At 74.3% G+C, this 22702-nt stretch carries 18 protein-coding genes and 1 riboswitch; of the genes, 10 read left to right on the forward strand and 8 right to left on the reverse strand.

The features are described 5' to 3' along the window. Positions 1–149: 149 nt before the first annotated feature. Positions 150–1808, reverse strand: coding sequence for a glycoside hydrolase family 13 protein (locus tag ACH4LD_RS20770; RefSeq protein ID WP_398054779.1), 1659 nt, complete (start codon positions 1806–1808; stop codon positions 150–152). Positions 1809–1887: 79 nt separating this feature from the next. Next, on the reverse strand, positions 1888–2238 hold the full coding sequence (locus tag ACH4LD_RS20775; RefSeq protein WP_030640383.1) for a metalloregulator ArsR/SmtB family transcription factor: 351 nt from the start codon (positions 2236–2238) through the stop codon (positions 1888–1890). Between the two features lie 79 nt (positions 2239–2317). Further along, positions 2318–2500: riboswitch (cobalamin riboswitch) on the forward strand. A gap of 27 nt (positions 2501–2527) precedes the next feature. Between ACH4LD_RS20775 and ACH4LD_RS20780 the strand changes: the two genes are divergently transcribed. After that, the gene (locus ACH4LD_RS20780; protein WP_398054780.1) at positions 2528–3610 is read left to right on the forward strand and encodes a HoxN/HupN/NixA family nickel/cobalt transporter; all 1083 of its coding nucleotides are present in this window, start codon (positions 2528–2530) and stop codon (positions 3608–3610) included. 2 nt (positions 3611–3612) lie between these two features. Here the strand turns inward: ACH4LD_RS20780 and ACH4LD_RS20785 are convergent, their stop codons facing one another. Together ACH4LD_RS20785 and thrS are read right to left on the reverse strand one after the other, a co-directional pair. Beyond that, positions 3613–4575 (reverse strand): nucleoside hydrolase, encoded by a 963-nt coding sequence (locus ACH4LD_RS20785; protein WP_398054781.1) that lies wholly within the window; start codon positions 4573–4575, stop codon positions 3613–3615. Between the two features lie 48 nt (positions 4576–4623). Continuing rightward, positions 4624–5850, reverse strand: coding sequence for a threonine--tRNA ligase (gene thrS, locus ACH4LD_RS20790; protein WP_398054782.1), 1227 nt, complete (start codon positions 5848–5850; stop codon positions 4624–4626). A gap of 299 nt (positions 5851–6149) precedes the next feature. Here thrS and ACH4LD_RS20795 point away from each other — a divergent pair, with 299 nt between their 5' ends. After that, a complete protein-coding gene (locus ACH4LD_RS20795) occupies positions 6150–6938 on the forward strand; it encodes a hypothetical protein (protein ID WP_398054783.1) in 789 nt (262 codons plus the stop codon). 4 nt (positions 6939–6942) lie between these two features. Here the strand turns inward: ACH4LD_RS20795 and ACH4LD_RS20800 are convergent, their stop codons facing one another. Continuing rightward, entirely contained in the window at positions 6943–8286 is a 1344-nt protein-coding gene (locus tag ACH4LD_RS20800) for a helix-turn-helix domain-containing protein (RefSeq protein ID WP_398054784.1), read from the reverse strand. 115 nt (positions 8287–8401) lie between these two features. Between ACH4LD_RS20800 and ACH4LD_RS20805 the strand changes: the two genes are divergently transcribed. Together ACH4LD_RS20805 and ACH4LD_RS20810 are read left to right on the forward strand one after the other, a co-directional pair. Continuing rightward, on the forward strand, positions 8402–8596 hold the full coding sequence (locus ACH4LD_RS20805) for a hypothetical protein (RefSeq protein WP_398054989.1): 195 nt from the start codon (positions 8402–8404) through the stop codon (positions 8594–8596). 290 nt (positions 8597–8886) lie between these two features. Further along, entirely contained in the window at positions 8887–10860 is a 1974-nt protein-coding gene (locus ACH4LD_RS20810) for an Ig-like domain repeat protein (RefSeq protein WP_398054785.1), read from the forward strand. A gap of 3 nt (positions 10861–10863) precedes the next feature. Here the strand turns inward: ACH4LD_RS20810 and ACH4LD_RS20815 are convergent, their stop codons facing one another. After that, the gene (locus ACH4LD_RS20815) at positions 10864–11991 is read right to left on the reverse strand and encodes a hypothetical protein (protein ID WP_132784755.1); all 1128 of its coding nucleotides are present in this window, start codon (positions 11989–11991) and stop codon (positions 10864–10866) included. Between the two features lie 427 nt (positions 11992–12418). Continuing rightward, positions 12419–13612 (reverse strand): PP2C family protein-serine/threonine phosphatase, encoded by a 1194-nt coding sequence (locus ACH4LD_RS20820; RefSeq protein ID WP_398054978.1) that lies wholly within the window; start codon positions 13610–13612, stop codon positions 12419–12421. Positions 13613–13763: 151 nt separating this feature from the next. Between ACH4LD_RS20820 and ACH4LD_RS20825 the strand changes: the two genes are divergently transcribed. Then, the gene (locus tag ACH4LD_RS20825; RefSeq protein WP_398054786.1) at positions 13764–14279 is read left to right on the forward strand and encodes a hypothetical protein; all 516 of its coding nucleotides are present in this window, start codon (positions 13764–13766) and stop codon (positions 14277–14279) included. Between the two features lie 349 nt (positions 14280–14628). Further along, positions 14629–15537: a hypothetical protein gene (locus ACH4LD_RS20830; RefSeq protein ID WP_398054787.1), complete on the forward strand. Its 909-nt coding sequence runs from the start codon at positions 14629–14631 to the stop codon at positions 15535–15537. A 302-nt stretch (positions 15538–15839) separates the two neighbouring features. Here the strand turns inward: ACH4LD_RS20830 and ACH4LD_RS20835 are convergent, their stop codons facing one another. Then, positions 15840–17180: a PLP-dependent aminotransferase family protein gene (locus tag ACH4LD_RS20835; RefSeq protein ID WP_398054788.1), complete on the reverse strand. Its 1341-nt coding sequence runs from the start codon at positions 17178–17180 to the stop codon at positions 15840–15842. An 88-nt stretch (positions 17181–17268) separates the two neighbouring features. On the opposite strand from ACH4LD_RS20835, the gene ACH4LD_RS20840 reads away from it, so the two are divergent. The 4 genes from ACH4LD_RS20840 (at position 17269) to ACH4LD_RS20855 (ending at position 22669) form a co-directional block, all read left to right on the forward strand. Further along, a complete protein-coding gene (locus tag ACH4LD_RS20840) occupies positions 17269–18051 on the forward strand; it encodes an alpha/beta fold hydrolase (RefSeq protein WP_398054789.1) in 783 nt (260 codons plus the stop codon). 17 nt (positions 18052–18068) lie between these two features. Next, a complete protein-coding gene (locus ACH4LD_RS20845; RefSeq protein ID WP_398054790.1) occupies positions 18069–19037 on the forward strand; it encodes an endonuclease/exonuclease/phosphatase family protein in 969 nt (322 codons plus the stop codon). Positions 19038–19099: 62 nt separating this feature from the next. Next, positions 19100–21043 carry an FUSC family protein gene (locus tag ACH4LD_RS20850; RefSeq protein WP_398054791.1) on the forward strand — a complete coding sequence of 648 codons (1944 nt, stop codon included), beginning with the start codon at positions 19100–19102 and terminating at the stop codon, positions 21041–21043. Positions 21044–21127: 84 nt separating this feature from the next. Next, positions 21128–22669, forward strand: coding sequence for a VWA domain-containing protein (locus ACH4LD_RS20855; RefSeq protein ID WP_398054792.1), 1542 nt, complete (start codon positions 21128–21130; stop codon positions 22667–22669). Positions 22670–22702 lie beyond the last annotated feature (33 nt).

Below are 22702 nucleotides of genomic sequence, written 5' to 3' on the forward strand. Positions count from 1 at the left end.
CCGCCCGGAGGGCGGGCCGTGCGGCGTCAGGTGCGTGCTCTCGCCGTGCCGGCCACAGGCCCTCGTACCGGGCGTACTCGGGTCTGGGGCCGGTGCGGCGAGAGTGCGTGCATGGCGTCGCGCGGCAGACGGGAGTTCGACGACAGGGCCTAGGCCAGCCACACCGTGGTGTCCGGCGGCAGGACCCTGCCCTCCGGCAGCGGGGCGCTGCTCAGCAGGACCTCGCCCGGCGGCAGCGGTACCGGCTCGGTGCCGAGGTTGGTGACGTTCCGCCAGGTCTCGGTGCGGCCGAAGTCCAGGACGTCCGCGGGCGCGTCCGGCGTCCAGGTCAGCGTCTCGCCCTGGAGGAGCTTGCGGCGCAGCCGCAGGGCCGAGCGGTACAGCTCCAGCGTGGAGCCCTCGGTGCCGGCCTGCGCCTCCACGGCGTAGGCCGCGAACGTCGCCGGCTGCGGCAGCCAGCCGGGCCCGGGCCCGAAGCCGTACGACGGTCCGGTCGTCGTCCACGGCAGCGGCACCCGGCAGCCGTCGCGGCCCTTGCGGACATGGCCGGTCTGCTCCCAGATCGGGTCCTGGAGCACCTCGGTGGGCAGGTCGGCGACCTCGGGCAGGCCGAGTTCCTCCCCCTGGTAGAGGTACGCCGAACCGGGCAGCGCCAGCATCAGCAGGGTCGCCGCCCGGGCCCGGCGCAGTCCGGCCGCCGTGTCGATCGCGGGCGCGGTGCCGCCGGACAGCAGCCAGGCGGCCGGGTCCGTGCCGGCCGGCAGCACGAGCCGGGAGGCGTGGCGTACGACGTCGTGGTTGGACAGCACCCAGGTCGCGGAGGCCCCGGCGGCCCGGGCCGTGACCAGCGAGGCGGCGATGACGTCCCGCAGCTCCTCGGCGTCCCAGCGCGCCTCCAGGTACTCGAAGTTGAAGGCCTGGCCGAGTTCGTCCGGGCGGGCGTACAGGGCGCGGCGGGCGCCGGGCACCCAGGCCTCGGCGACGGCGGTGCGCGGCGGGCTGTAGGCGTCGAAGATCTTGCGCCAGTCGCGGTAGATCTCGTGGACCTCGTCCCGGTCCCAGTACGGGTGACTGCCCGGCGGCACCAGCGGCAGGGCCTGCTCGCCGGTCGCGCCGATGCCGCCGATGTCCCGCAGCGGATCGGTGAGGTCCTTGGCCAGGCCGTGGGCGACGTCCACGCGGAAGCCGTCCACGCCCCGGTCGGACCAGAACCGCAGGGTGGTGCGGAAGTCGGCGCGGACCTCCTCGTCGTCCCAGTTGAGGTCGGGCTGTTCGGGGGCGAACAGGTGCAGGTACCACTCCCCGTCGGGCACCCGCCGCCAGGCGCTGCCGCCGAACACCGACTGCCAGTCGGTGGGCGGCAGTTCCCCGTGCGCACCGCGTCCCGGCCGGAAGACGTACCGTTCCCGGGCGGCGGAGCCGGGCCCGGCGCGCAGCGCCTCCTGGAACCAGCGGTGCAGGTGGGAGGTGTGGTTGGGGACGATGTCCACGACGACCTTGAGCCCGAGCCGGTGGGCCTCACCCACCAGGGCGTCGAAGTCGTCCAGGGTGCCGAGGCGCTCGTCGACCCCGCGCGGGTCGATGACGTCGTAGCCGCCGTCGGCGAGTTCGGAGGGGTAGAAGGGGCTCAGCCACAGGGCGTCCACGCCGAGGCCGGCGAGATGGCCCAGCCGCTCGGTGATGCCCCGCAGGTCGCCGAGACCGTCACCGTCGGCGTCGGCGAAGCTGCGCGGATAGACCTGGTAGACGACGGCCTGCCGCCACCAGTCGGGGTTCCTGGACGAGAGGTCCGGCGAGAGGTTGGCCATACGGGCTCCCAGGGACGGACGACAGTACGGAATCTGTATCTGTCCACATTGCCCGGAAAGGGAACCTTGCGCGGGCCGTTCAGCCCACGCAGTGCTCCAACAGCCCCCGGACGTCCGCGTCCACCACCCGGTACCGCACCACGCGCCCCTCCTTCTCCCCCGCCACGACCCCGGCCGCCCGCAGCAGCCGCAGGGCCTGGGAGACGGCGGGGTCGTTCATCCCCGTGGCGATGGCGAGGTCCGACACGGCGAGCGGCCCGGTCCGGTGCAGCGCGACCAGCAGCGCCAGCCGGTTGGCGTCGGCGAGCAGCGAGAAACGGTCGGCCCAGGTGCGCAGGCGCCCCGCCTCACCGATGGCGGCGATCGCCTCGCACACCCGGTGCCCGTCGATGGAACGACGGTCGGCTCGGTCGGCAGGCACGAGATGCATGGGGCCAGTCTGGCAGGCCCTCACTGTGATCTTCGATACCTGCGCAGATACGCAGCTATGCAGGAAACCGCGTACCCCTCTACGGTGGGCGGGCCGTGGTGTTCGGGAAGTCGATGGAAGGTCGACGCGGCCCTCGCCACTGTGATCGGGGAGTTCCCGTTCCGTCCGGCACCGCCGGGCCACTGGTCGCAGACCGGGAAGGCAGGAACGGCGGACGTACGACCCGTAAGCCAGGAGACCGGCCACGGCAGCTCACGAAGTGATCCACGAGGTGCTGGAGCGTGAACCCATGGCCGATGCCGTTTCTTTCCGCTGGCGACGCGAGGACACCGTCAAGACGGTGGGACTGCTGGCGGTGATCGTCGCCCTGCACGTCGTCGCGTTCGGGATCCTCTACGTCCTCGTCGCGCCCGAGCACTACAAGGTGGGGACCGATGTCTTCGGGGTCGGGCTGGGCATCACCGCCTACACGCTCGGCATGCGGCACGCCTTCGACGCCGACCACATCGCGGCGATCGACAACACCACCCGCAAGCTGATGGCCGACGGCAAGCGGCCGGTGTCGGTGGGGTTCTGGTTCGCGCTGGGCCACTCCAGCGTGGTGGTGCTGCTGGCGCTGCTGATCGCGGGCGGCACCTCGCTGGCCGGGAAGGTCATGAACGAGGGCTCCACCACCCACCAGGTGCTCGGCTTCCTCGGTACGACGGTCTCCGGCACGTTCCTGTACCTCATCGCCGCGCTGAACCTGGTCGCCCTGCTGGGCATCCTGAAGGTCTTCCGGGCGATGCGCGCCGGCGCGTTCGACGAGAAGGAGCTGGAAGCGCACCTGGACTCGCGGGGGTTCATGAACCGGGTCCTCGGCCGGCTGACGAAGTCCGTCTCCCGGCCGGGGCAGATGTACCCGCTCGGCTTCCTCTTCGGCCTGGGCTTCGACACGGCCACCGAGGTGACGCTGATGGTGATGGCGGGCTCGGGCGCGGCGGCGGGACTGCCCTGGTACGCGATCCTCTGCCTGCCCCTGCTCTTCGCCGCCGGGATGAGCCTGTTCGACACCCTCGACGGCACGTTCATGAACTTCGCCTACCAGTGGGCGTTCTCCAACCCGGTCCGCAAGGTCTTCTACAACCTCGCCATCACCGGCCTGTCCATCGCGGTCGCCTTCTTCATCGGCACCATCGAGCTGGTCGGCGTCCTGCACGAGAAGTTCGGCCTGCACGACGACGTCACCGGCTGGATCGCCGGCCTCGACCTGGACAACGTCGGCTACCTCATCGTCGGCCTGTTCGTGCTGGTGTGGGCGGCGGCGCTGGCGTACTGGAAGGTCGCCCGGGTGGAGGAGCGCTGGGCGGTCTCCCCGTCCGCCGCCGAGTAGCCCTAGCGCGCGACCGTCTCCAGGTACAGCTTCACGTACCGGTCGGCGTTCACCTCCAACGCCACGTCGATCAGGGCGCGTTCGTGGCCGCCCTCGTAGATCTCGGACTCGCCGAGGCGGGTGCGACGGTCGACGACGGTCTGGCCCCGGGTGGGGCCGGGGGCGAGGGAGACCTCGACCGGGAGCAGGCTGGTGGTGATGCCCTGCGGATCGGCGACCGCGCACACCGCGCCCGCGTCGCCGAGGCCGCCCGCCTCCTCCGCCTGAGGCGGCTCGCCCTGGTGGGCCGGCCGGTGGGCGAGCAGCTCACCGGCCAGCCGGGTGCCGGGCTCGCTGCTGGCGCGCAGCCGGTGGACCTCAGCGCTGTCCACGACGACCTGCTGGAAGACGTCCAGGCCGTACATCGTGATCGGCACCCCGGCGGTCAGCAGGACCGCCGCCGCCTCGGGGTCGTGCCAGACGTTGAACTCCGCGACGGGCGTGGCGTTCCCGGTCGCCACCGCCCCGCCCATGAACACGATCCGCTCGATGTTCCGGGTCACCTCGGGGTGGGTGCGCAGCAGCAGGGCGATGTTGGTGAGCGGGGCGGTCGGGATCAGCGTCACCGGGCGCGGGGAGGCCAGGATCTCCCGGCGCAGGAGGGTGACGGCGTCGATGTCCACCGGGACCCGGGTGGGCGCGGGCAGGCCCAGGTCGCCCATGCCGTCGGCGCCGTGCACCGGGGCCGGGCGGGCCGGCTCCAGCAGCGGGCGCTCGGCGCCCCGGGCCACCGGGATGGCGGGGGCGCCCGCCTGCTCCAGCACGGTGAGGGTGTTGCGGACCACCCCGTCCACGTCGGTGTTCCCGGCCACGCAGGTCACCGCCCGGAGGTCGAGTCCCGGGTGGCGCACGGCGAACAGCAGGGCCAGGGCGTCGTCGACGCCGGTGTCGCAGTCGATGATCACGGGGATGGGCTGACCGTCCACGGCGGACTCCTTCCGTCGTGCCGACCTTAGATCAGTCCCGGCCCGGGATCAGTCCCAGAGCCGGGTCCCCCGCCCCGCCACCCGTGCGGCGACGCGCCGCAGGAGTTCGGCGGTGGGCAGGGGACCGGGACGGCGGCCGTCCCGCAGGCGTACGGCGGCCAGCCCGGCCTCCGCCTCCCGGGTACCGATCACCGCCAGGTACGGCACCAGCCGGGCCGCGCGGACGCGGGCGCCCAGGGTGCCCTCCCCGGGCCCGGCCAGTTCGGCGCGCAGGCCCAGGGCGGTCGCCTCGCGGACCAGTGCCGCCGCCGGTCCGGTCTGCTCCTCGGCCACCGGCAGCACGGTCAGCTGGACCGGGGCCAACCAGGCCGGGAACGCGCCGCGGTGGGTCTCGACGAGGTGGGCCACGGCCCGCTCCACGCTGCCGATGACGCTGCGGTGCACCATCACCGGCCGGTGTCTCGCGCCGTCGGCGCCGGTGTAGCGCAGGCCGAAGCGGGCGGGCTGGTGGAAGTCGATCTGCACGGTGGACAGGGTGGACTCGCGGCCCGCCGGGTCCGCGATCTGCACGTCGATCTTCGGGCCGTAGAACGCGGCCTCGCCCTCCGCCTCCTCGTACGCCACCCCGGCCTCGGCGAGGACCTCCCGCAGCAGCCCGGTCGCCCGGCGCCACAGCTCCGGGTCGGCGACGTACTTGCCGCCCGCGCCGGGCAGCGAGAGCCGGTGGCGCACGGCCCGGATGCCGAGGTCGGCATGGGCGCGGGCGATCAGCTCCAGGGCGGCACGGGCCTCGGCCACCGCCTGGTCCGGGGTGCAGAAGACGTGCGCGTCGTTGAGGTGGATGGCGCGGACCCGGGTCAGGCCGCCGAGCACCCCGGACAGCTCCGCGCGGTGCATGGCGCCCAGTTCGGCGAGGCGCAGCGGGAGTTCGCGGTGGCTGCGGGGGCGGGAACGGTAGATCAGGGCGTGGTGGGGGCAGAGGCTGGGCCGCAGGACGACCTCCTCGGCGCCGAGCCGCATCGGCGGGTACATGTCGTCGCGGTAGTGGTCCCAGTGCCCGGAGATCTCGTACAGCTCCCGTTTGCCGAGCGCGGGCGAGTACACGTGCCGGTAGCCGGCCCGGCGTTCGGCGTCCCGGACGTACTCCTCCAGGGTGTGCCGGACGACGGCCCCGGCGGGCAGCCAGTAGGGCAGGCCGGCGCCCATCAGGGGGTCGGTGTCGAAGAGGCCGAGTGCACGGCCGAGGCGGCGGTGGTCGGGCAGTTCGTCGTTCATCCGGGGTCTCCTCGGTGCGGGAGGCGCGGGTCCCGGTGCGCGGCGAAGCCCCGGGGCGTGCGCCCCGGGGCTTCGGTGCTGGTCAGGTGTCAGCGCGCCGGGACGGTCTCCGGCGTCGTCGTGCTCGACGGGCACAGGTGGGCGCGCTGCATGGACGGCACCGTACCGGCCCCGCGGGGAGCGTGCCACGGATTTCCCGCCGCCCCCTCACCCGTACGGCCCGGAGCGCTGGTGCGCAGGTCAGGGCGGTGGTGCCGTGAGACCAGGCACCCCGGCCGCAGGCAGCCCAGGAGGCACCGATGTCCCCCGAGATACCCCACCTCCCCCGTGCCGTCGTCCGATGCCTGATCGGCGCCGGGCTGCTGACCGCCGGCGGCTGCGCGGCCCTCGGCCTGAACCCCCCGGCGAGCGCGCCCCACCCGCTGCCCACCCTCGACCGGCCGGCCCCGACGCCCAGGACGTCCGCGCCGACGAACGGTTCCTCGCTCAGCGACGAGCAGGCCCAGGCCGCGCTGATCACCCAGACCGACCTCGGCGATCCCTGGATCCCCACGCGCGGCGCGGCCACCTGGCACGACGGGCTGCTGAAGGCGCACACCACGGCCGGGGAGTGCCAGCGGCTGCTGGACGCCCTGTACAGCGACGAACTGCTCGGCGGACCGGCCCGCATCGCCGTCGGCCTGGACGACGCCGGCACCGACGCCCAGCTCCGCTACCAGATCGGGGCCCGCCGCCCGGCGGACGTCGACGCCGTGCTGGCCTGGCTGCGGACCCTGCCGGCGCGGTGCGCGCGGTTCACGGCCACCACCGAGCTGGGGCTCGTGGAGGACGTACGGGTCGTGGACGCCCCGCTGCCCGAGGTCGGCGACGCCCGCCAGGGGCTGCGCGTCACCCTCGCCGGTACGACGCCCGACGAACAGGAGTTCCTGCTCACCCTGGACGTGGCCGCCGTCCGGGTCGGCGAGGACGCCTTCGCGCTGACCAACGGCAGCCTGGGTGACGTGTCGAACGGCGCTACCCAGGCGGCCGTGCAGATCGGCGCCCTGCGCCTGGCCGACATCCGCAAGCTGGGCCGGGCGCAGGTGTGAGGCCTCACAGCGGCGGCTGGGCGGGGGCCGGGCCGAGGGTGGTGGTGCCGGGGGCGGTGCGGTGGCCGAGGCCGGTGCGGTAGGCGTCCAGGGCGGCCTCCACGCGGCCCGTACGGCGCAGCAGGTCACCGAGGAGGCGGCACAGGTCGGCGAGGTCGCCCGCGGCGCCCGCGCGTTCCAGGAGGCTGAGGGCGCGGACGTAGTGCTCCTCGGCGGCCTCGGTGTCCCGGGCGTCCTCGGCGATGATGCCGAGGAGGCGGTGCGCGCCGGCGGCGTGGACGGCGCCGCGTTCGGAGGAGAAGTCGCCGAGGACGCCCTCCAGCAGTTCGGCGGCCTCCCCGGACTTGCCCCGGCGGTGCAGGACGTCGGCGAGTTCGACGGCGGCCTGGCTGCGGTACAGGGCGGCCCGGGTCCGGGACAGCATGGCGTACGCCTGCCGCAGTTCGCTCTCGGCACGCTCCAGTTCGCCGTTCTGGGCGCAGACGTAGCCGCGCATCCAGTGGCAGTTGGCCAGCTCGGTGCGCAGGCTCAGCCGGCGGTACAGCTCGGCGGCCTTGGCCAGGGAGGCGTCGGCCTCGGCGGCCCGGCCCTCGGCGAGCAGGGTGCGGGCCACCGAGCGGTGCATCCGGGCGATCAGCGCGGGGTCGCCGGCCTGCGGGGCGAGCGCGAGGGCGAACTCGGCGGCCTGGGCGGCGCGGGCGTGGGCGCCCATGTCCATGTAGGGGCCGATGATGCTCGCGTAGAGCAGCAGGAGCGCGTCGGGGTCGTGCAGTCCGCCCCGGTTCAGTTCGTCGAGGGCGGTCTCCAGCAGGTAGACCGCGTAGCGGAGTTCACCGGCGAGGTAGTGGGCGACGGCCCGGCCGCGCAGGGCGGGTACCCGGACGGGCAGGGCCTCGTCGGCCAGCCGCTCCTCGGCTTGCTCGAAGTACTCGCGCGCCTCGGTCAGCCGCCCGGTCTCCAGGGCGCATTCCCCGAGCCCCAGCAGGGCGGCGGCGTGCTCGTGCCCGAGCGCGTGGGCCTCGGCCTCCGCACGCAGCACGGCGTACTGGGCGGCGGCCTCCTCGGCCCGTCCGTCGGCGAGGACCCGCTGGGCCTCGGTGAGCCGCAGCCGCAGGCCGGTGGCGAGGTGGGCGGGCCGTCCGACGGCCAGTTCCTCGAAGGCGACCCCGAGCCGGTCCGCGATGTGCCGCAACGCGTCGTCGGAGGCGCGCACCCGCCCGGCCTCCAGGGTGGAGATGTAGGCGGGTGTGTACGCGGGCTCCGCCAACTGTCGCTGGGTGAGCCCCCGTTGATTGCGCAGCCGTTGTACCCGCCGCCCGATGACCTCCGGGTCGTCCCGCTCCCGCATGCCGCCTGCTCCCCCCAACTGGCCTGACACCCCTTGCCGTTGCGCTCCGGCAGCCCCTAGGTTAAACGGCGAATTAAACATGCTTAACACGCCGCTGTTGTGTTGCGAGGTCGCCGTGCCCGGACGTACATCCGCACCCTACGCACCGCCCCACTCCCGCACCCGCCCGATCGGCCGAACCTCCACCGCACGAGCGATCACCGCGGCCGTCATCGCCGCCGCGGCCCTCCTGCTCGCGGCGAACGCCGGCCCGGCCCGCGCGGCCGGCACCACCCCGGCGCCCGCGACCGCCCAGCAGGCGGATCGCTGACGACCACGGGCGCACGGGCCGCCGCGACGGCGCGTCGGGGCACGCACCGCCGGCGTCGTCGCGTGGTCGCGCCGGCGTGAGCCGACAGCCCTCCGCGAGCACCGCCCGGCCGCCGCGCCACCCCCGGGCGCGGCGGCTGCCCCGCGCGCGCTTTTGTCAGTGGCATGACCTAGTCTTTCCACACTCGCCGCACGAGGCACACACGGTTCATGCACAGGGGGCGGACGCATCGCCCTGCCCGCGCGGCGCCCATGTCTTTCTTTCATTCGTTCCGGGGGGTTCGAATCAGCGTGCGCAAGCGCTCTCTCACAGCTGCCACCACCCTGGCGGTCCTCTTCAGCTCGGCGGCCCTCGCCGTCACCCCGGCGTTCGCCGACTCCACCCAGACCCTGCCCGTCAGGACGACCGGTGACATCGTCGTCGACGCCGTTCACCAGCAGGTCTTCGTCAGCGACCCGCTGAACGGCAAGATCGTCGTCACCGACTACGCCGGCCGGGTCTTCAAGCAGCTCACCACCAACCTGTCCGGCGTCTCGGGTCTGGAGCTGTCCGCCGACTCCGGCACGCTCTACGCGGCCGTGCAGGACCTCGACTCCATCGCCGTCTTCGACACCGCCACCGACACCGAGACCGCCCGCTACTCGGTCGGCGACAAGCCGCTCAGCGTCGCCCTCGCGGGCGGCAAGCTGTGGTTCGGCTACGGCGGCGCCGCCGCGGGCAACATCGGCTCCGTCGACCTGACCGCCGAGGACCACACGGTCACCCTCGGCCAGGACAACGGCTGGTACTCGGCCCCGCTGCTGGACGCCGCGCCCGGCTCCAGCACCCTCGTCGCCGGTGCGATCGGGCAGAGCCCGGTCGAACTCGCCTCCTACGACGTCGCGTCGGGCACCGCCACCAAGCTGGCCGGCACCCGTGAGGCGGGCAGCAACCTCGGCGACCTCCAGGTCACCCCCGACGGCAAGGACGTCGTGGTGGCCAGCGGCGCGCCGTACTACCAGCAGGTGTTCCGGACCTCCGACCTCAACGAGGACGGCAAGTACGTCACGGACGCGTACCCCAACTCCGTCGCCATCGCGCCGAACGGCACGGTCGCGGCCGGCATCGACGGCTCCTACGAGCCGGACGTCTACATCTTCAAGCCCGGCACGAGCGAGGCGGTCCGCACCTACGACTTCCCCAACACCGGCAACACCAGCGGCTCCGACCTGCTGGCCCGGGGCGGCCTGGCCTGGGCCCCGGACGGCTCCCGGCTGTTCGCGGTGACCAGCAACAGCCAGGGCGTGTTCTCCCTGCGCGTCCTGAACGCGCCCACCAAGGCGGTCTCCACCGTCACCGTGGACGCGCCGGCCACCGCCACCCGTGCCAAGAAGCTCACCGTCAAGGGCAAGGTCGCCTCCAAGGTGGCCGTCCCCGCCGGCACCAAGCTGACCGTGACCCGCACCGACCTGGAGTCGCCGAAGGGCAAGGCGCTCGCGGCGGCGGTCACCAAGGCCGACGGCACGTTCTCCTTCACCGACACCCCGCCCTCCGGCGGCAAGGTGAAGTACACGGTGGCCTATGCCGGCGACGCCGCCCACGCGGCGGACTCCGGCTCGGACTCCGTGGAGGTCTCCCGCGCCAAGCCGACGCTGACGATCAACAACAACGGCAAGGTGTACTCGTACGGCAAGGACGTCAAGTTCACCGCCCACCTGGGCAAGACGTACAAGAACCGCACGGTGGAGATCTGGGCCGACCCGTTCGGCGGCGACAAGCCGAACAAGCTCGTGAAGTCCGGCAAGGTCAACTCCGACGGCAACCTGTCGGTCACGCTGGACCTGAAGCGGGACACCAAGGTCACCGCGAAGTTCGCGGGCGACTCCCGCTACAAGCCGGCGTCCGCCGCCAGCACCGTCGGCGCCCGGGTCAGCGTCTCCACCTCGGTCAGCAGCCACTACAAGGCGAAGTCGGCGTGGGGCCACACGTACTACTTCTTCCACAAGACCAAGGACCCGCTGATCACGACGAAGATGTCGTACTACCCGGGCCGGGCGCAGAAGTTCGAGTTCGAGGTGTACTACCAGGGCCGCTGGTACCCGGGTGACCCCGCGTACTTCAAGCTGGGCTCCGACGGCGTCTCCAAGGTCCGCATCACCGGCGACCACGGCGAGGACGTCGGCTGGCGGTTCCGGGTGCGCTCGTCGTACATCAACAGCTCGTCCGGTGACATCGTGAACTCCACGACGCACGGCGCCTGGAAGTACTTCACCTTCACCAAGTAAGGGTCACTGGGCGGCCTGGAGCCGGCCGAGCTCCCGCTGGACGCTCTCCAGCGCGCCGCGCCGGCGTCCCGGCACCCTCAGCCGCACCTCCGCGAGCGCGGGCCCGAGTTCACGGGCCCGCGCCGTGTCCTTGATACGGGTCCACTGGTGGTGGGCGCGGTCCACGGCCGCCTCCACGGCGGGCGCGTCCACCGCCTGCCCGGCGGCCAGCCGCGTCCCGGCCACCGTCAGCCAGGCCCGGCAACTGCGCACCGGGTCCCCCGCGAACATCGCCAGATCGGCCCGCACCTCGCTCCAGTGCAGCGCCTGCTCGGAAGCGGCGCCGTACCCCCGTACCGCCTCCGCCTCGTACCGGGCGGCCATGGCGTCGGCCTCGGCGTGCCGGCCGGCGCGCACGGCGTCACTGATGGCGGCGTGCGGGTCCTCGGGGCGGGGGGAGGGGAGCGGCGCGGTGAACGTGGTGAACGCGGTGGGGGAGGAGGGCGACGCGGGCACGGCGTAGCCCCCCGCGTCGGCCAGCAGCAGATCACCCTTCGTCTCCTGCGGGATCCGGCCCACCGCCTGCTGGTGCAGGACGTCCAGCGGGGGCCGGTGGCCGCTGCGCAGCAGCGTCGCCACCGTCTTCATGTACGCCGGCTCCGCCGGGCCCCGCCGTCCCGCCGCCGGGGCGACACGGCCGTACACGGCGGTGTTCCGGCCCGAGTCGAGGCCGCGCTCGGTGACGTGCCGCCACGCCTCGGCGTCCGCGTGCAGGTCCACGACGAGCGCGGTGTCCCTGGCGGAGCGCAGGCGCAGTTCCTCGCGGATCCAGTGCCAGGGCAGCGCGGTGTAGCGGACCGTGGCCGGCGTGGTGCGGGCCAGGGCGAGATGGGGCTGGTGCTGTCGGCGGTCCAGTTGCAGCTGGCCGGTGACGTACACGGTGAGCGGACCGGGGGAGGCCGCGGCCGCCCGCAGCCGGGTGAGGACGGCCTGCGGCTCCAGCGGGTCGGCGAGCTCGATGACGTTCGCGGTGCCGGTGCCGGACAGGACGGCGGGGGCGACCGCGGCCAGTACCGGCAGCACACCGGCCGCGTCCACCAGGCGCCCCCGGCCCAGCGGCGCGGCCGCGAGCAGCAGCACGGTTCCGGGCATCGTGCCTCCCCCAAGTCACCCTGTGGACCCCGCGACCCCCGCGTACCCGGGGCCCCATGGATCCGTTCTCCAGCCAGCACCGTAACCGCTGCGCCTGCAAACCGACGCGTCCCCCCGGCGAACATCCCGCTTCGGTGTTTCCACCGCCCCCCTCCGGAACCCCCCGCTCCGCAGCCCCTCGGCACCCTTCACACCCCCTGCGCCCCGCGCGCTGCGCCCTGCGCCCCGCCGCAAACCCCGCCGCCCGAAGCTCCCCCATGCACCGCAAGCCCCGGCACCCGAAGCTCCCCCACGCGCCGCAAGCCCCGGGCCCGCCGGTCCCGGCGCCCGACGAGCCTCCGGGCCCTGCGCCCCAGGTGGCCAAGGCGCCCCCGACGCCCCGCAGGCGCGCGCAGCCGAGGTTCCCCGCCACGCGGGGCGCCCGTCGTCACTCGCCCCCCGCACCCTCCGACGCGTCCACCCCCACCACGCCCCCTTCGCCCCCCGCGCCCGTCGCCCCCGCATCCCCGCTCAGCCGCCGGACCGCGAAGATCGTCGTGTCGTCCTCCAGGCAGCCGCCGCTGTGGCGCAGCACGCCGTCACGGACCCGGCGGACCAGGCGGCGGGGCTCGGTGCGGCGGGGGTCCGCGCGGACCGCGCGGGAGACCTCGCGGGCCAGCTCGTAGAACTCGCCGGGTTCGTCGCGGGCCTCGGTCACCCCGTCGGTGACCAGCAGCAGCGTCTCGTCGGCGGCCAGCCGCACCCGGTGCACGGGCGGCGGGCCGCCCGCGAGGTCGCCGAGGCCGAGCGGCAGCCCGTCGCCACTGGGCAGCTCCCGGACCCCGCGCGGGCCGACGGCGAGCGGGGGTTCGTGGCCGAAGTTCGTGACGTCGATCGCGTCCGTGGTGCCCTCGGGGAAGGCGATGAGCACGGCGGTGGCGAAGCGGTCGCCGTCGTCCCGGCCGAGCGCGGCGGTGTGGGCGCGCTGCCGCCGCATCCGGGTCTCCAGGCGCTCGGCGACGGTCCGGAGGTCCTTCTCGTGGTAGCCGGCCTCACGGAACGTACCGAGCAGCGCCGCCGCGGCCTCCACCGCGCCCAGCCCCTTGCCCTGCACGTCACCGACGAGCACCCGGGTGCCGTGCGGACCGGGCTGGATGTCGTAGAAGTCGCCGCCCACCCGGGCGTCGACGTCGGCGGCCAGATACACGCCCGCGTGCTCCAGCCCGGCCCAGCACGGCGGCAGCGGACGCAGCACGGTGCGCCGGGTGGTCTCGGCGATGTCCCGCATGTGCCCGGCGTGCCGCTCCTGACGCACGCGCACGACCGCGGCCAGGGTGGCCAGGGCGCCGCCGAGGGCGACGAGGAGGAAGTCGCCGAATCCGGCCTGGTACTGGTCGGGCCAGGCGTTGTCCACGAGGACGTACGTCACCACGGACAGCACACCGTAGGCGGCCGTCGTCCACACCCCGCAGATCGCGGCGGCGATGCCCGGGACCAGCACGATCCAGGTGATGATCCGGAACTTCTCGCCGGTGTTGAAGTCCAGCAGGATGATGCCGACGAGCAGCAGCAGGGGCGGCAGCCACGCGACGCCCGCCCCGCGGATCCGCAGCAGCGGGCGGCGCCGCCGCCCGTACTCCATCTCCGTCACGGCGGCCGGCCCTCCATGTCCTTCAGCGAACCACGGGGGAGAACGGCGCGCATCCGGGCACCCGTCACCCTCCTGGCCGACTTGCCAGGTCGTGCGCCCCGGTGTGCCCTGGACACGGGGGCGAGGAGAGAGGAGTGCCCTCATGGCTCAAGCGGCACCCGCGTCCGGCGGAATGTCCCGGCCCGGCCGCACGCCCGTGGCGGAGCGGCGGTCGTCCGACGTGGTCCGGCGCTCACCCGACGTCTTCGACGCGCGCACCCACGCGATGGGCCGGCTGGTCGTCCCGGTGGTGCTGGGGCTGATCTACGGCTACTGGGTGGCGGCCAACGACCGCGTCGGCGGCCCGATCACCGGCTCGAACCTGCTGCTCGGCTTCCTCAGCGCGCTGGTGTTCGCTGTGCTGTGCGCGGCCCTGCTGATCCTGGCGCCCCGGATGCCCCGGGAGGTGCACGCGCTGCTGTGGACGGCGTTCGTCGGCTGCGCGTTCGGCTTCCTCTACAACCAGCGCGGCAGCTTCATCCCCACCCAGAGCGGCAGCCAGGGCGGCGACGTGCCGCGGGCGGTGCTGATGTCACTGCTGGTGTCGGCGGCCACCTTCGCCGCGTTCTTCTACCACTACTACACGCGGGAGGACGCGTTCGGACGCCGGATCCGCTGAGGAAGCGTCCGCCGCCGAGCCGGGTGCCGGATCCGCTGAGGGCGCGGGGACGCCGGGCCGGGTGCCGGATCCGCTGAGGGCGCCGGGACGCCGGGCCGGGTGCCGGGTCCGCCGGCGGATCGAACCGGGTGCCGGGTCCGGCGGCGAGGCCGTGTCCCGGGCGGGTGCGCGAGGGCCCCGGCCGGTCGGCCGGGGCCCACGCACTCCCCTGTCTCCCCAGTGGCCCGCATCAGCCACTTCCTTCTCCCCAGCACCAGGAAACACCCGTTCGGGTGAAGCCTCCACCGGAGAGCCCCCGAACGCAGTCCTCCCGCTCGCGCCCCGGCCCCGCCGGCCCTTGCCTGGAAGCGTGCCCCCACGCATCAGGAGCGCCCTGTCGGCCGTACTGATCACCCTGTCCTGCCTCCTCGTGCCGTTCGGCGCGCTGGCGGCCTGGGCGGCGTACGGGCTCACCGACACGGGCCGGTACGTCACCACGATGGCGCCGCTCGCCGCCGACCCGGCCGTGCGGGAAGCCGTCGTGGACACGGTCGGCGACGGCATCCTGCGCGCGGTGGACGAGCACCTGGACATGCGCCCGGTACACGGCTCGGTCCGGCCGTTCGTGCACGACGCGGTGCGCTCCTTCACCCAGACCCGCGCCTTCCGGCTGGCCTGGGACACCGGCAACCGGATCACCCACGACGCCGTCCTGCGCGCCCTGCGCGGGGAGGACGAGCGCGCCGTCACCGTCGACCTGGCTCCCGTCACCGCCCAGGTCAAACTCCAGCTCACCCGTGACCACGTGCCGCTCGCCGCGCACATCCCGGTGGAGCACACCGAGGTGCCCGTGCTCCCGGCGGACCGGCTGCCCACGCTGCGGAAGGGGTACCGCGTGCTGGAAGTCGCCGGCTTCTGGCTGCCGGTGGCGGCCGTGGTCTTCGCCGTCGGCGGGATCGCGCTCGCCGTCCACCGACGCCGGGCCGTCACGGCGACCGCCCTGGGCACGGCCCTGGGCGGTGCCCTGCTGGTCATCGCCCTGGCCGTCGGCCGTGGCCTGACCCTGGCCGGCCTGCCCGCCGGTGTCCCCCACCCGGCGGCGGGCGCCGTCTACGACGCCCTGACCGGCACCCTGCGCACGACCGCCTGGCTGCTGCTGGGCCTCGGCCTGACGGTCGCCCTCGCCGTCCGGCTCACCCGCCGCCTCCGACTGCCCCGCCGCACGCCCCGTCGGCAAGCACCGCCGGCGCCCGCCCCACCGCCCCGGGCCCGGACCTGACCCCACCCGGCAACCACCCCGGTCCCACGCGCCACCACGTCAAACCTCCGCCCGCCCCCGGCCCCCTCACCATCCGGCTCACCACCCCGCGCCACGACGGCAAGCACCGCCCACGCCCGCCCCAACCGCTCCCCCCACACACGCACACACCGACCCGAGCCCCACCTGACCCCACCCGCCGACCGCCCGTGGCCCGCGCCCGCCCGACACCTCGCGCACAACCCCGGACGACTGCCGGCCCCCGGCCCACCACTGACCGGCCCGCGCACATCCGTCGAACCCCCGCCGGCCCCGCCGCACCCTCACACTCCGGCCGCCCCGCCCCGCGCGACCTCGGCGAGTGTCTCCAGTGCCCGTCCCAGCCGCCCCTCCGAAACCGACCCGAGGCCGACCCTGACCGCGTCCGGTGTCCGGTTCGGGTCGACGCCGAAGGCCGTGCCCGGGGTGACGGCGATGCCGTGTGACCGTGCCGCCGCCGTGAAGGTGTCCGCCCGCCAGGGCGCGGGCAGCTCCCACCAGGCGAAGTAGGCGGCCGGGTCGGACCGTACGGTGAACCCGGCCAGTTTCTCGGCGACCAGCCGCTGCCGGCGCCGCGCGTCCTGCCGTTTGGCGGCCACCAGCCGGTCCACGGTGCCGTCGCCGAGCCAGCGCACGGCCGCCTCCAGCGCGAAGGAGCCCGCGCTCCACCCGCCGGAGCGGACGGCCCGCGCCACCGCCTCCACGCGGTCCTCCGGTACGACGGCGAAGCCGACGGTGAGTCCGGGAGCGACCCGCTTGGACAGGCTGTCGACGAGGTGGACCAGACCGGGCGCGAGCGCGGCGAGCGGGGGCGTGCCGCCGGTGTCCAGAAAGGCCCAGATCCGGTCCTCCACCACCGGTGTCCCCAGCCTGTGGACACAGTCGGCCAGCTCCCGCAGCCGCCCGGCGCCGATCGTGCGCGAGGTCGGGTTGTGCAGGGCCGGCTGGAGGTAGAGCGCGGACAGCGGCGCGCCGCGGTGGGCGGCGGCCACCGCCTCCGGCAGCGGCCCCTCCGCGTCCGTGGCGAGCGGCACGAGGACCAGCCCGAGGCGCGCCGCGATCTCCTTGACCAGCGGGTACGTCAACGGCTCCACCCCGACCCGGCCGCCGGGCCGGACCAGCGCGGCGAGGGTGGCGGCGATGGCCTGGCGGGCGTTGCCGGTGAACAGGATCCGCTCCGGCCCGGCCCGCAGCCCGCTGCCGGCGAGCAGGGCGGCGACCGCCTCCCGGGCCGCCGGGGTGCCCGCCGCCGGGGCCGGCCGCAGCGCCTGGCCGAGCGCGTCCGGCCGCAGCAGCGAGGTCAGGGCCGGCGCCAGCAGTCCGGCCTGGCCGGGCACGGAGGGGTAGTTCAGCTCCAGGTTGACCAGCGGGGCGCCGGCCGCCTCGGTCAGGGCGATCCCGGGCTGCCCGTCCGGCGCGGTCGCCCGCACGAACGTGCCGCGTCCGACCTCGCCCACCACCAGTCCCCGGCGCACGAGTTCGGCGTACACCCGCCCGGCCGTCGACGGCGCGATGCCACGGCGGCGCGCGAACACCCGCTGGGGCGGCAGCCGTTGGCCGGGCCGCAGCCGTCCGCCGGTGATGTCGGCGGCGATCCGGTCGGCGATGCGCCGGTAGTCGTCCACAACTCCCCCTGTTCCCGCGCCCGTTGGATTGCACCGAGGGCAAAGATCTTATTGCACCGAGTGACGACGGCACCCTAGGGTCGTTGCCATGCCCTCCTTCCTCGCATTCGAGGACAAAGACCCCGGAATCTCCTCCCGGGTCCCCCTCGTCCTCGTCCACGGCCACCCCTTCGACCGCACGATGTGGCAGCCGCAACTCACCGAGTTCGCCGCGACCCGCCGGGTGATCGCCCCCGACCTGCGCGGCTACGGCGCCTCCCCCGTCACCCCCGGCAAGGTCCCGCTCGCCCGCCACGCCCAGGACATCGCGGACCTCCTGGACCACCTGGGCGTGGACACCTTCGTCCTCGCCGGCCTGTCCATGGGCGGCCAGATCGCCATGGAGTGCGCCGCCCGCCTCGGCGACCGCATCCGGGGCCTCGTCCTCGCCGACACCTTCCCCGAGGCCGAGACCCCCGAGGGCCGGCGGGGACGCGAGGCCATGGCCGGCCGGCTGCTCGCCGAGGGCATGCGCGGCTACGCCGACGAGGTGCTGGAGAAGATGGTCGCCCCCTACGCCGACCCCGAGGTCAAGGCCCATGTGCACCGCATGATGACGGCCACCTCCCCGGAGGGCGCCGCCGCCGCGCTGCGCGGCCGGGCCGAACGCCCCGACTACCGCGCCCTGCTGACGACGCTGCCCGTACCCGCCCTCGTCCTCGTCGGCGCCGACGACACCTACACCCCGGTGGCCGGCGCCGAGGCGATGCACTCGTCCCTCCCCGACTCCGTCCTGCACGTCATCGAGGGCGCCGCCCACCTGCCCAACCTGGAACGCCCCGCGGAGTTCAACCGCGCGCTGGCGCAATTCCTGGCGCGGCTGGACGGCTGAAACGTAGGCTCGCTCGCGTGACCCAGCGCTCCGGCCGCGGGCCCGGCACCTGGTGCGCCGGGCTGCTGCTCGCCGGAGTGAGCGTGGTCGTCGGCTGCCGGGTCGCCGACACCGACGGCATCACCCCCGTACCGCAACTGCTCGCCTTCCTTCCCTGGCTGCTCGCACCCACCGGCTTGGCGCTGTTGTGCGCGCTGGCCGCCCGCTGGTGGCCGGGCCTGGTCTGGGGGGTCGCCGTCCTCGGCCTGCTCGCCTGGTACCTGGAGCCGTACGGCAAGACCGCCGAACCCGGCGGGCCGCCCCTCGCCCGGCTCCGCGTGCTCACCGCGAACGTCGAGTCCGGCCGTGGCACGCCCGCCCTGGTCCCGCTCCTGCGCGACCGGCGACCGGACGTCGTCTTCGTCCAGGAGTGCTCCTCCGGCTGCCGGGCCACCCTGGAAGGGGACTTCGCGAGCGTCTACCCGCACCGCCGGGCCGTCGAGGAGGACGGCTCCAAGGGCTCCCTCATCCTGAGCCGCTTCCCGCTCGGCCCCGCCGCGGGCGTCCGCGGCACGCTGGGCATGCCCGGCGCCGTGGCCGACGTACGCGGACACGCCGTACGCCTCCAGCTCGTCCACACCGTGCCGCCGCTGCCGGACCAGGTGGGCCCGTGGCGCCGCGAACTCGCCCGGCTCCGCGCCTTCGCCGCCGCCCACGACGACGGCCCCCTGATCCTCGCCGGGGACTTCAACGCCTCCCAGGACCACGCGGCCTTCCGGCGCGTCCTCGACACCGGCCTCAGCGACGCCGCCCGCCTCGCCGGCCACGACCGCGCCCCGAGCTGGCCCGCCCGCACCGCCTCCGTCATCGGCGTCCAGCTCGACCACGTGCTGGTGTCCCGGGACTTCACCGCGAGCGGCGCCCGCTTCCCGCGCGTGTCCGGCACCGACCACCGCGCCCTCGTCGTGGACCTCACCCTGCACGGGCGGGACCGAACAGTGCGCTGACAGGCCCGAACCCTGCACGGGCGGGCCTGACCCGGATGGATCAACCCGGTGATAATGGGCGCATGTCCCGAGAGTTCCCCATCAGCCTCACCCCTCCCGACTGGCTGGTGCGGAACCTCAAACCCCAGCAGGCCCCCGTCAACGGGGCCGCCGTGGCCCGCGCCGCCCTCGCCATGGCCCTCCCGCTGGCGCTCGGCCTCGCCGCCGGCCGCCCGGCCTACGGCGCCCTCGCCTCCATGGGCGCCCTGTCCGGCGTCATCGGCGACACCGCCGACGCCTACCGCATGCGCGTCCTCAACATCGCCGTACCGCAGCTCTTCGGCGCGGTCGGCGTGACCCTGGGTACCCTGGTCTACGGGCACGGCTGGTACGCGGTGGCCGCGGTCACCGGCGTGGCCCTGGTCTCCGGCATGATCTCCACGATCGGCGCGGTCGCCTCGGTCTCCGGCCTGCTCCTGCTGCTGAACTGCGTGGTGGGCGCGGGGCTCCCGCTCCCTTCCCCCTGGTGGCTCGCCCCGACCCTGCTGACCGGCGGCGGCCTCCTCGTCCTCGGCCTCGGGCTGCTGGCCTGGCCGCTGCGCGCGGGCGTGCCCGAACGGGCCGCGGTCGCCGCCACCTACCGCACGGTCGCCACCCTCCTCGCCACCGCCGGCACCGACCGCACCGAGGAGTACGAGGAGGCCCGCCGCACCGTCACCCACTCCCTCAACGAGTCGTACGACCTGATCCTGGCCCGGCGCGCCCGCCACCACGGCCGCAGCCCGGACCTCACCCGCCTCCTCGCCCAGCTCAACGCGATCACCCCGGTGATCGAGGCGGCTCCCGCGGCCCACCTGGCGGCCCGCCCGCTCCCCCCGGAGATCCCGGACGCCTTCCACCACCTGGCCGACGCCGTCGCCACCGGGACGAACACCCTCCCACCCCTGAACCTCCCCGTCCCCACCACGGAGACGGCCCGGGCGGTGGACCACGCCCTGCGCCACACCGCCGAGGTCGTCACCGCCCCCGACGTGGACCCCCGGGGCATCGACGACCGCCTGGGCCGGCCGGCCGCCCTCGGCATCCGCACCGCCCGCGCGGCCCGCAACGTCGTCCTGTCCGCCAACTCCTGGCGCTACGGCGTACGGCTCGCCGTCTGCATCGGCATCGCGCAGGCCCTGGTCTCCCTGATCCCCGTACCGCGCTCCTACTGGGTCGCCCTGACCATCACCTTCGTCCTCAAGCCCGACTTCGGCTCGGTCTTCTCCCGCGCGCTGCTGCGCGCCCTCGGCACGGTGGCCGGTCTGCTGATCGCGGCGGTGGTGCTGGCCGAGGTCCCGCTCGGCTGGTGGGACGTCCCCGTCCTCTTCCTCCTGGCCCCCCTGATCCCTGCCCTCACCCCCCGGGGCTACGGCTACCAGACCGCCGCCATCACCCCGGTGATCCTCATCCTGTCCGACGTCCTCAACCACCAGGGCACGGCGCTCCTGCTGCCCCGGCTGGCCGACTCCCTCCTGGGCTGCGCCGTCGCCCTGACCGCCGGTTACCTCCTGTGGCCCGAGAGCTGGCACACCCGGGTCGGCGACCGCCTCGCCGACGCGGTGGCCGACACGGCGGCGTACGTCGAGGCCGCCTTCGGCCCGCACGCCGACCCGTCCGCCCGGGCCCGCATGCGCCGCCGCCTCTACCGCGACCTGTCCGTCATCCGGACGGAATTCCAGCGGGCCCTGACCGAACCACCGCCGACCGGCCGGCGCGCCGCCGCGTGGTGGCCGCTGGTCGTCGCCGTGGAACGGATCGTGGACGCCACGACGGCCGCCCGTGTCCGCGTCCGCCACGGGGCGGCGGCACCCTCCTCGGCCGAGGTCGCCCAGGTCACCCTGCAACTGCGGGAACTGTCGGAGGGCGTACGGAACGCGGAGACCCTCATCGCCGTCCGCACCGACCTGACCGGCCCGGCGGGCAGCGTGCTGGAACCCCTGCGTCAGGAGGTCGCCGCGGCCCGCTCGATCGCGTCCCCGCGCTGAGCGCTCCCGTAATCCGGGGCCGCTAACCTTACGTGTCCGTCCTGGCCAGGGATTGACGGCTACACCTCACGAAGGGTTGCGCACATGGGCATTCTCACTCTCCTGCGGAACGCATTCGGCCGCTCACGCAAAGCACGAGCCACCGAGCCGGAGGGTGCGACCGAGACCCCCGCGCACACCCCCTCGGTCCCGGAACCCCGCCCCACCCCCACCGAGGAACAGGAACCGGCGGCAGCGGCCGAGGAACAGGAACCGGTGCCGGCCGCCGAGGAACACGACTTGGTGGCAGCGGCCTTCGACAAGGTGAAGACCGCCCCGGCCCAGCCGACGGAAAACCCCGAGGAACCGGCTCCGGCCAAGACCGAGAAGAAGCCCGAGGAACCGACTCCGGCCAGCACAGAGAAGCCGTCCCCGCCGAAGGCCGAGGAGGAGAAGGCCGGGGACCCCGCCCCCACCCGGACCGAGGACGCGGCTGAGGAGAAGGCCGCGCCGTCGGCTCCGACGGAGGCCGAACCCAAGGCCGAGGAGACGACCGAGGCCGAGTCCGAGCCGGAGACCACCGAGGAGCCCGAGCCGGAACCGGAAGCGGAACAGACGACCGGGTCTGCTGCCGAGGCAGAAGCGGAACCGGAGGTTGCGGCTCAGGCAGAGGCGGACGTGGAAGAGGTGGTAGCGGAGACCGACGAAGCCGCCGCGCCGCCCACCGCCCCGCAGGCCGCCGACGGCGAGGACGCCCCACAGGGGCCACCGGCAGCCGACGACGAAAGCCGCACGGGTGGTGCGGGTGGGAACACGGACGCCGAAGGCGAAGCCGAGGCGGACACGGCACCGGCGCCGCAGGCAACCCGCGAAGCCGAGGCGGACACGCCCCCGGCGCCGCAGGCAAACCGCGAAGCCGAGGCGGACACGGCACCGGCGCCGCAGGCAACCCGCGAAGCCGACGCGGGTGACCAGGCCAAGCCCGCCAACACGCTCGCCAAGATCAGGTCCCGCACCCCCTCCCTCACCACCGCCTACAAGGCCGCCACGACCACCCTCAAGAAGACCGGCCTCACCGGCACCCGCGCCAAGGTCTACCTCGTCCTCGACCGCTCCGCGAGCATGCGGCCGTACTACAAGGACGGCTCCGCCCAGGCCCTCGCCGACCAGACCCTCGCCCTCGCCGCCCACCTCGACCCCGAGGCCACGGTCCACGTCGTCTTCTTCTCCACGGAGGTCGACGGCACCACCGACCTCACCCTCACCCCGGACCACGAGACGAAGATCGACGACGTCCACGCCGACCTCGGCCGCATGGGCCGTACCAGCTACCACGCCGCCGTACAGGCCGTCGTGGCGCACTACGAGAAGAACGCCACCCCCGGCACCCCCGCTCTGGTCGTGTTCCAGACCGACGGCGCCCCGGACGCCAAGACCCCCGCCACCCAGTCCCTCACCGAGACGGCGACCAGCCACCCCGCCGTCTTCTTCTCCTTCGTCGCCTTCGGTGACCACGACAACAAGGCCTTCGACTACCTCCGCAAGCTGAAGACCGGCAACACGTCCTTCTTCCACGCGGGCCCGGCCCCGCGCGAGCTCACCGACACGGAGCTCTACGAGGGCGTACTGGCCACCTGGCGCCCGTGATCCCACCCGGGGGGTGGACACCCGTCCACCCCC

This window comes from Streptomyces sp. NPDC017676, from assembly GCF_044329325.1.
In the GTDB taxonomy this organism is placed as follows: Bacteria; Actinomycetota; Actinomycetes; order Streptomycetales; family Streptomycetaceae; genus Streptomyces.

Bases quoted from the DNA above. Each gene is read 5' to 3' on its own strand.
- ACH4LD_RS20770 (WP_398054779.1), bottom strand. From the start codon at position 1,808: ATGGCCAACCTCTCGCCGGACCTCTCGTCCAGGAACCCCGACTGGTGG.
- ACH4LD_RS20775 (WP_030640383.1), bottom strand. From the start codon at position 2,238: ATGCATCTCGTGCCTGCCGACCGAGCCGACCGTCGTTCCATCGACGGG.
- ACH4LD_RS20780 (WP_398054780.1), top strand. From the start codon at position 2,528: ATGGCCGATGCCGTTTCTTTCCGCTGGCGACGCGAGGACACCGTCAAG.
- thrS (WP_398054782.1), bottom strand. From the start codon at position 5,850: ATGAACGACGAACTGCCCGACCACCGCCGCCTCGGCCGTGCACTCGGC.
- ACH4LD_RS20795 (WP_398054783.1), top strand. From the start codon at position 6,150: ATGTCCCCCGAGATACCCCACCTCCCCCGTGCCGTCGTCCGATGCCTG.
- ACH4LD_RS20800 (WP_398054784.1), bottom strand. From the start codon at position 8,286: ATGCGGGAGCGGGACGACCCGGAGGTCATCGGGCGGCGGGTACAACGG.
- ACH4LD_RS20815 (WP_132784755.1), bottom strand. From the start codon at position 11,991: ATGCCCGGAACCGTGCTGCTGCTCGCGGCCGCGCCGCTGGGCCGGGGG.
- ACH4LD_RS20820 (WP_398054978.1), bottom strand. From the start codon at position 13,612: ATGGAGTACGGGCGGCGGCGCCGCCCGCTGCTGCGGATCCGCGGGGCG.
- ACH4LD_RS20825 (WP_398054786.1), top strand. From the start codon at position 13,764: ATGGCTCAAGCGGCACCCGCGTCCGGCGGAATGTCCCGGCCCGGCCGC.
- ACH4LD_RS20840 (WP_398054789.1), top strand. From the start codon at position 17,269: ATGCCCTCCTTCCTCGCATTCGAGGACAAAGACCCCGGAATCTCCTCC.
- ACH4LD_RS20850 (WP_398054791.1), top strand. From the start codon at position 19,100: ATGTCCCGAGAGTTCCCCATCAGCCTCACCCCTCCCGACTGGCTGGTG.
- ACH4LD_RS20855 (WP_398054792.1), top strand. From the start codon at position 21,128: ATGGGCATTCTCACTCTCCTGCGGAACGCATTCGGCCGCTCACGCAAA.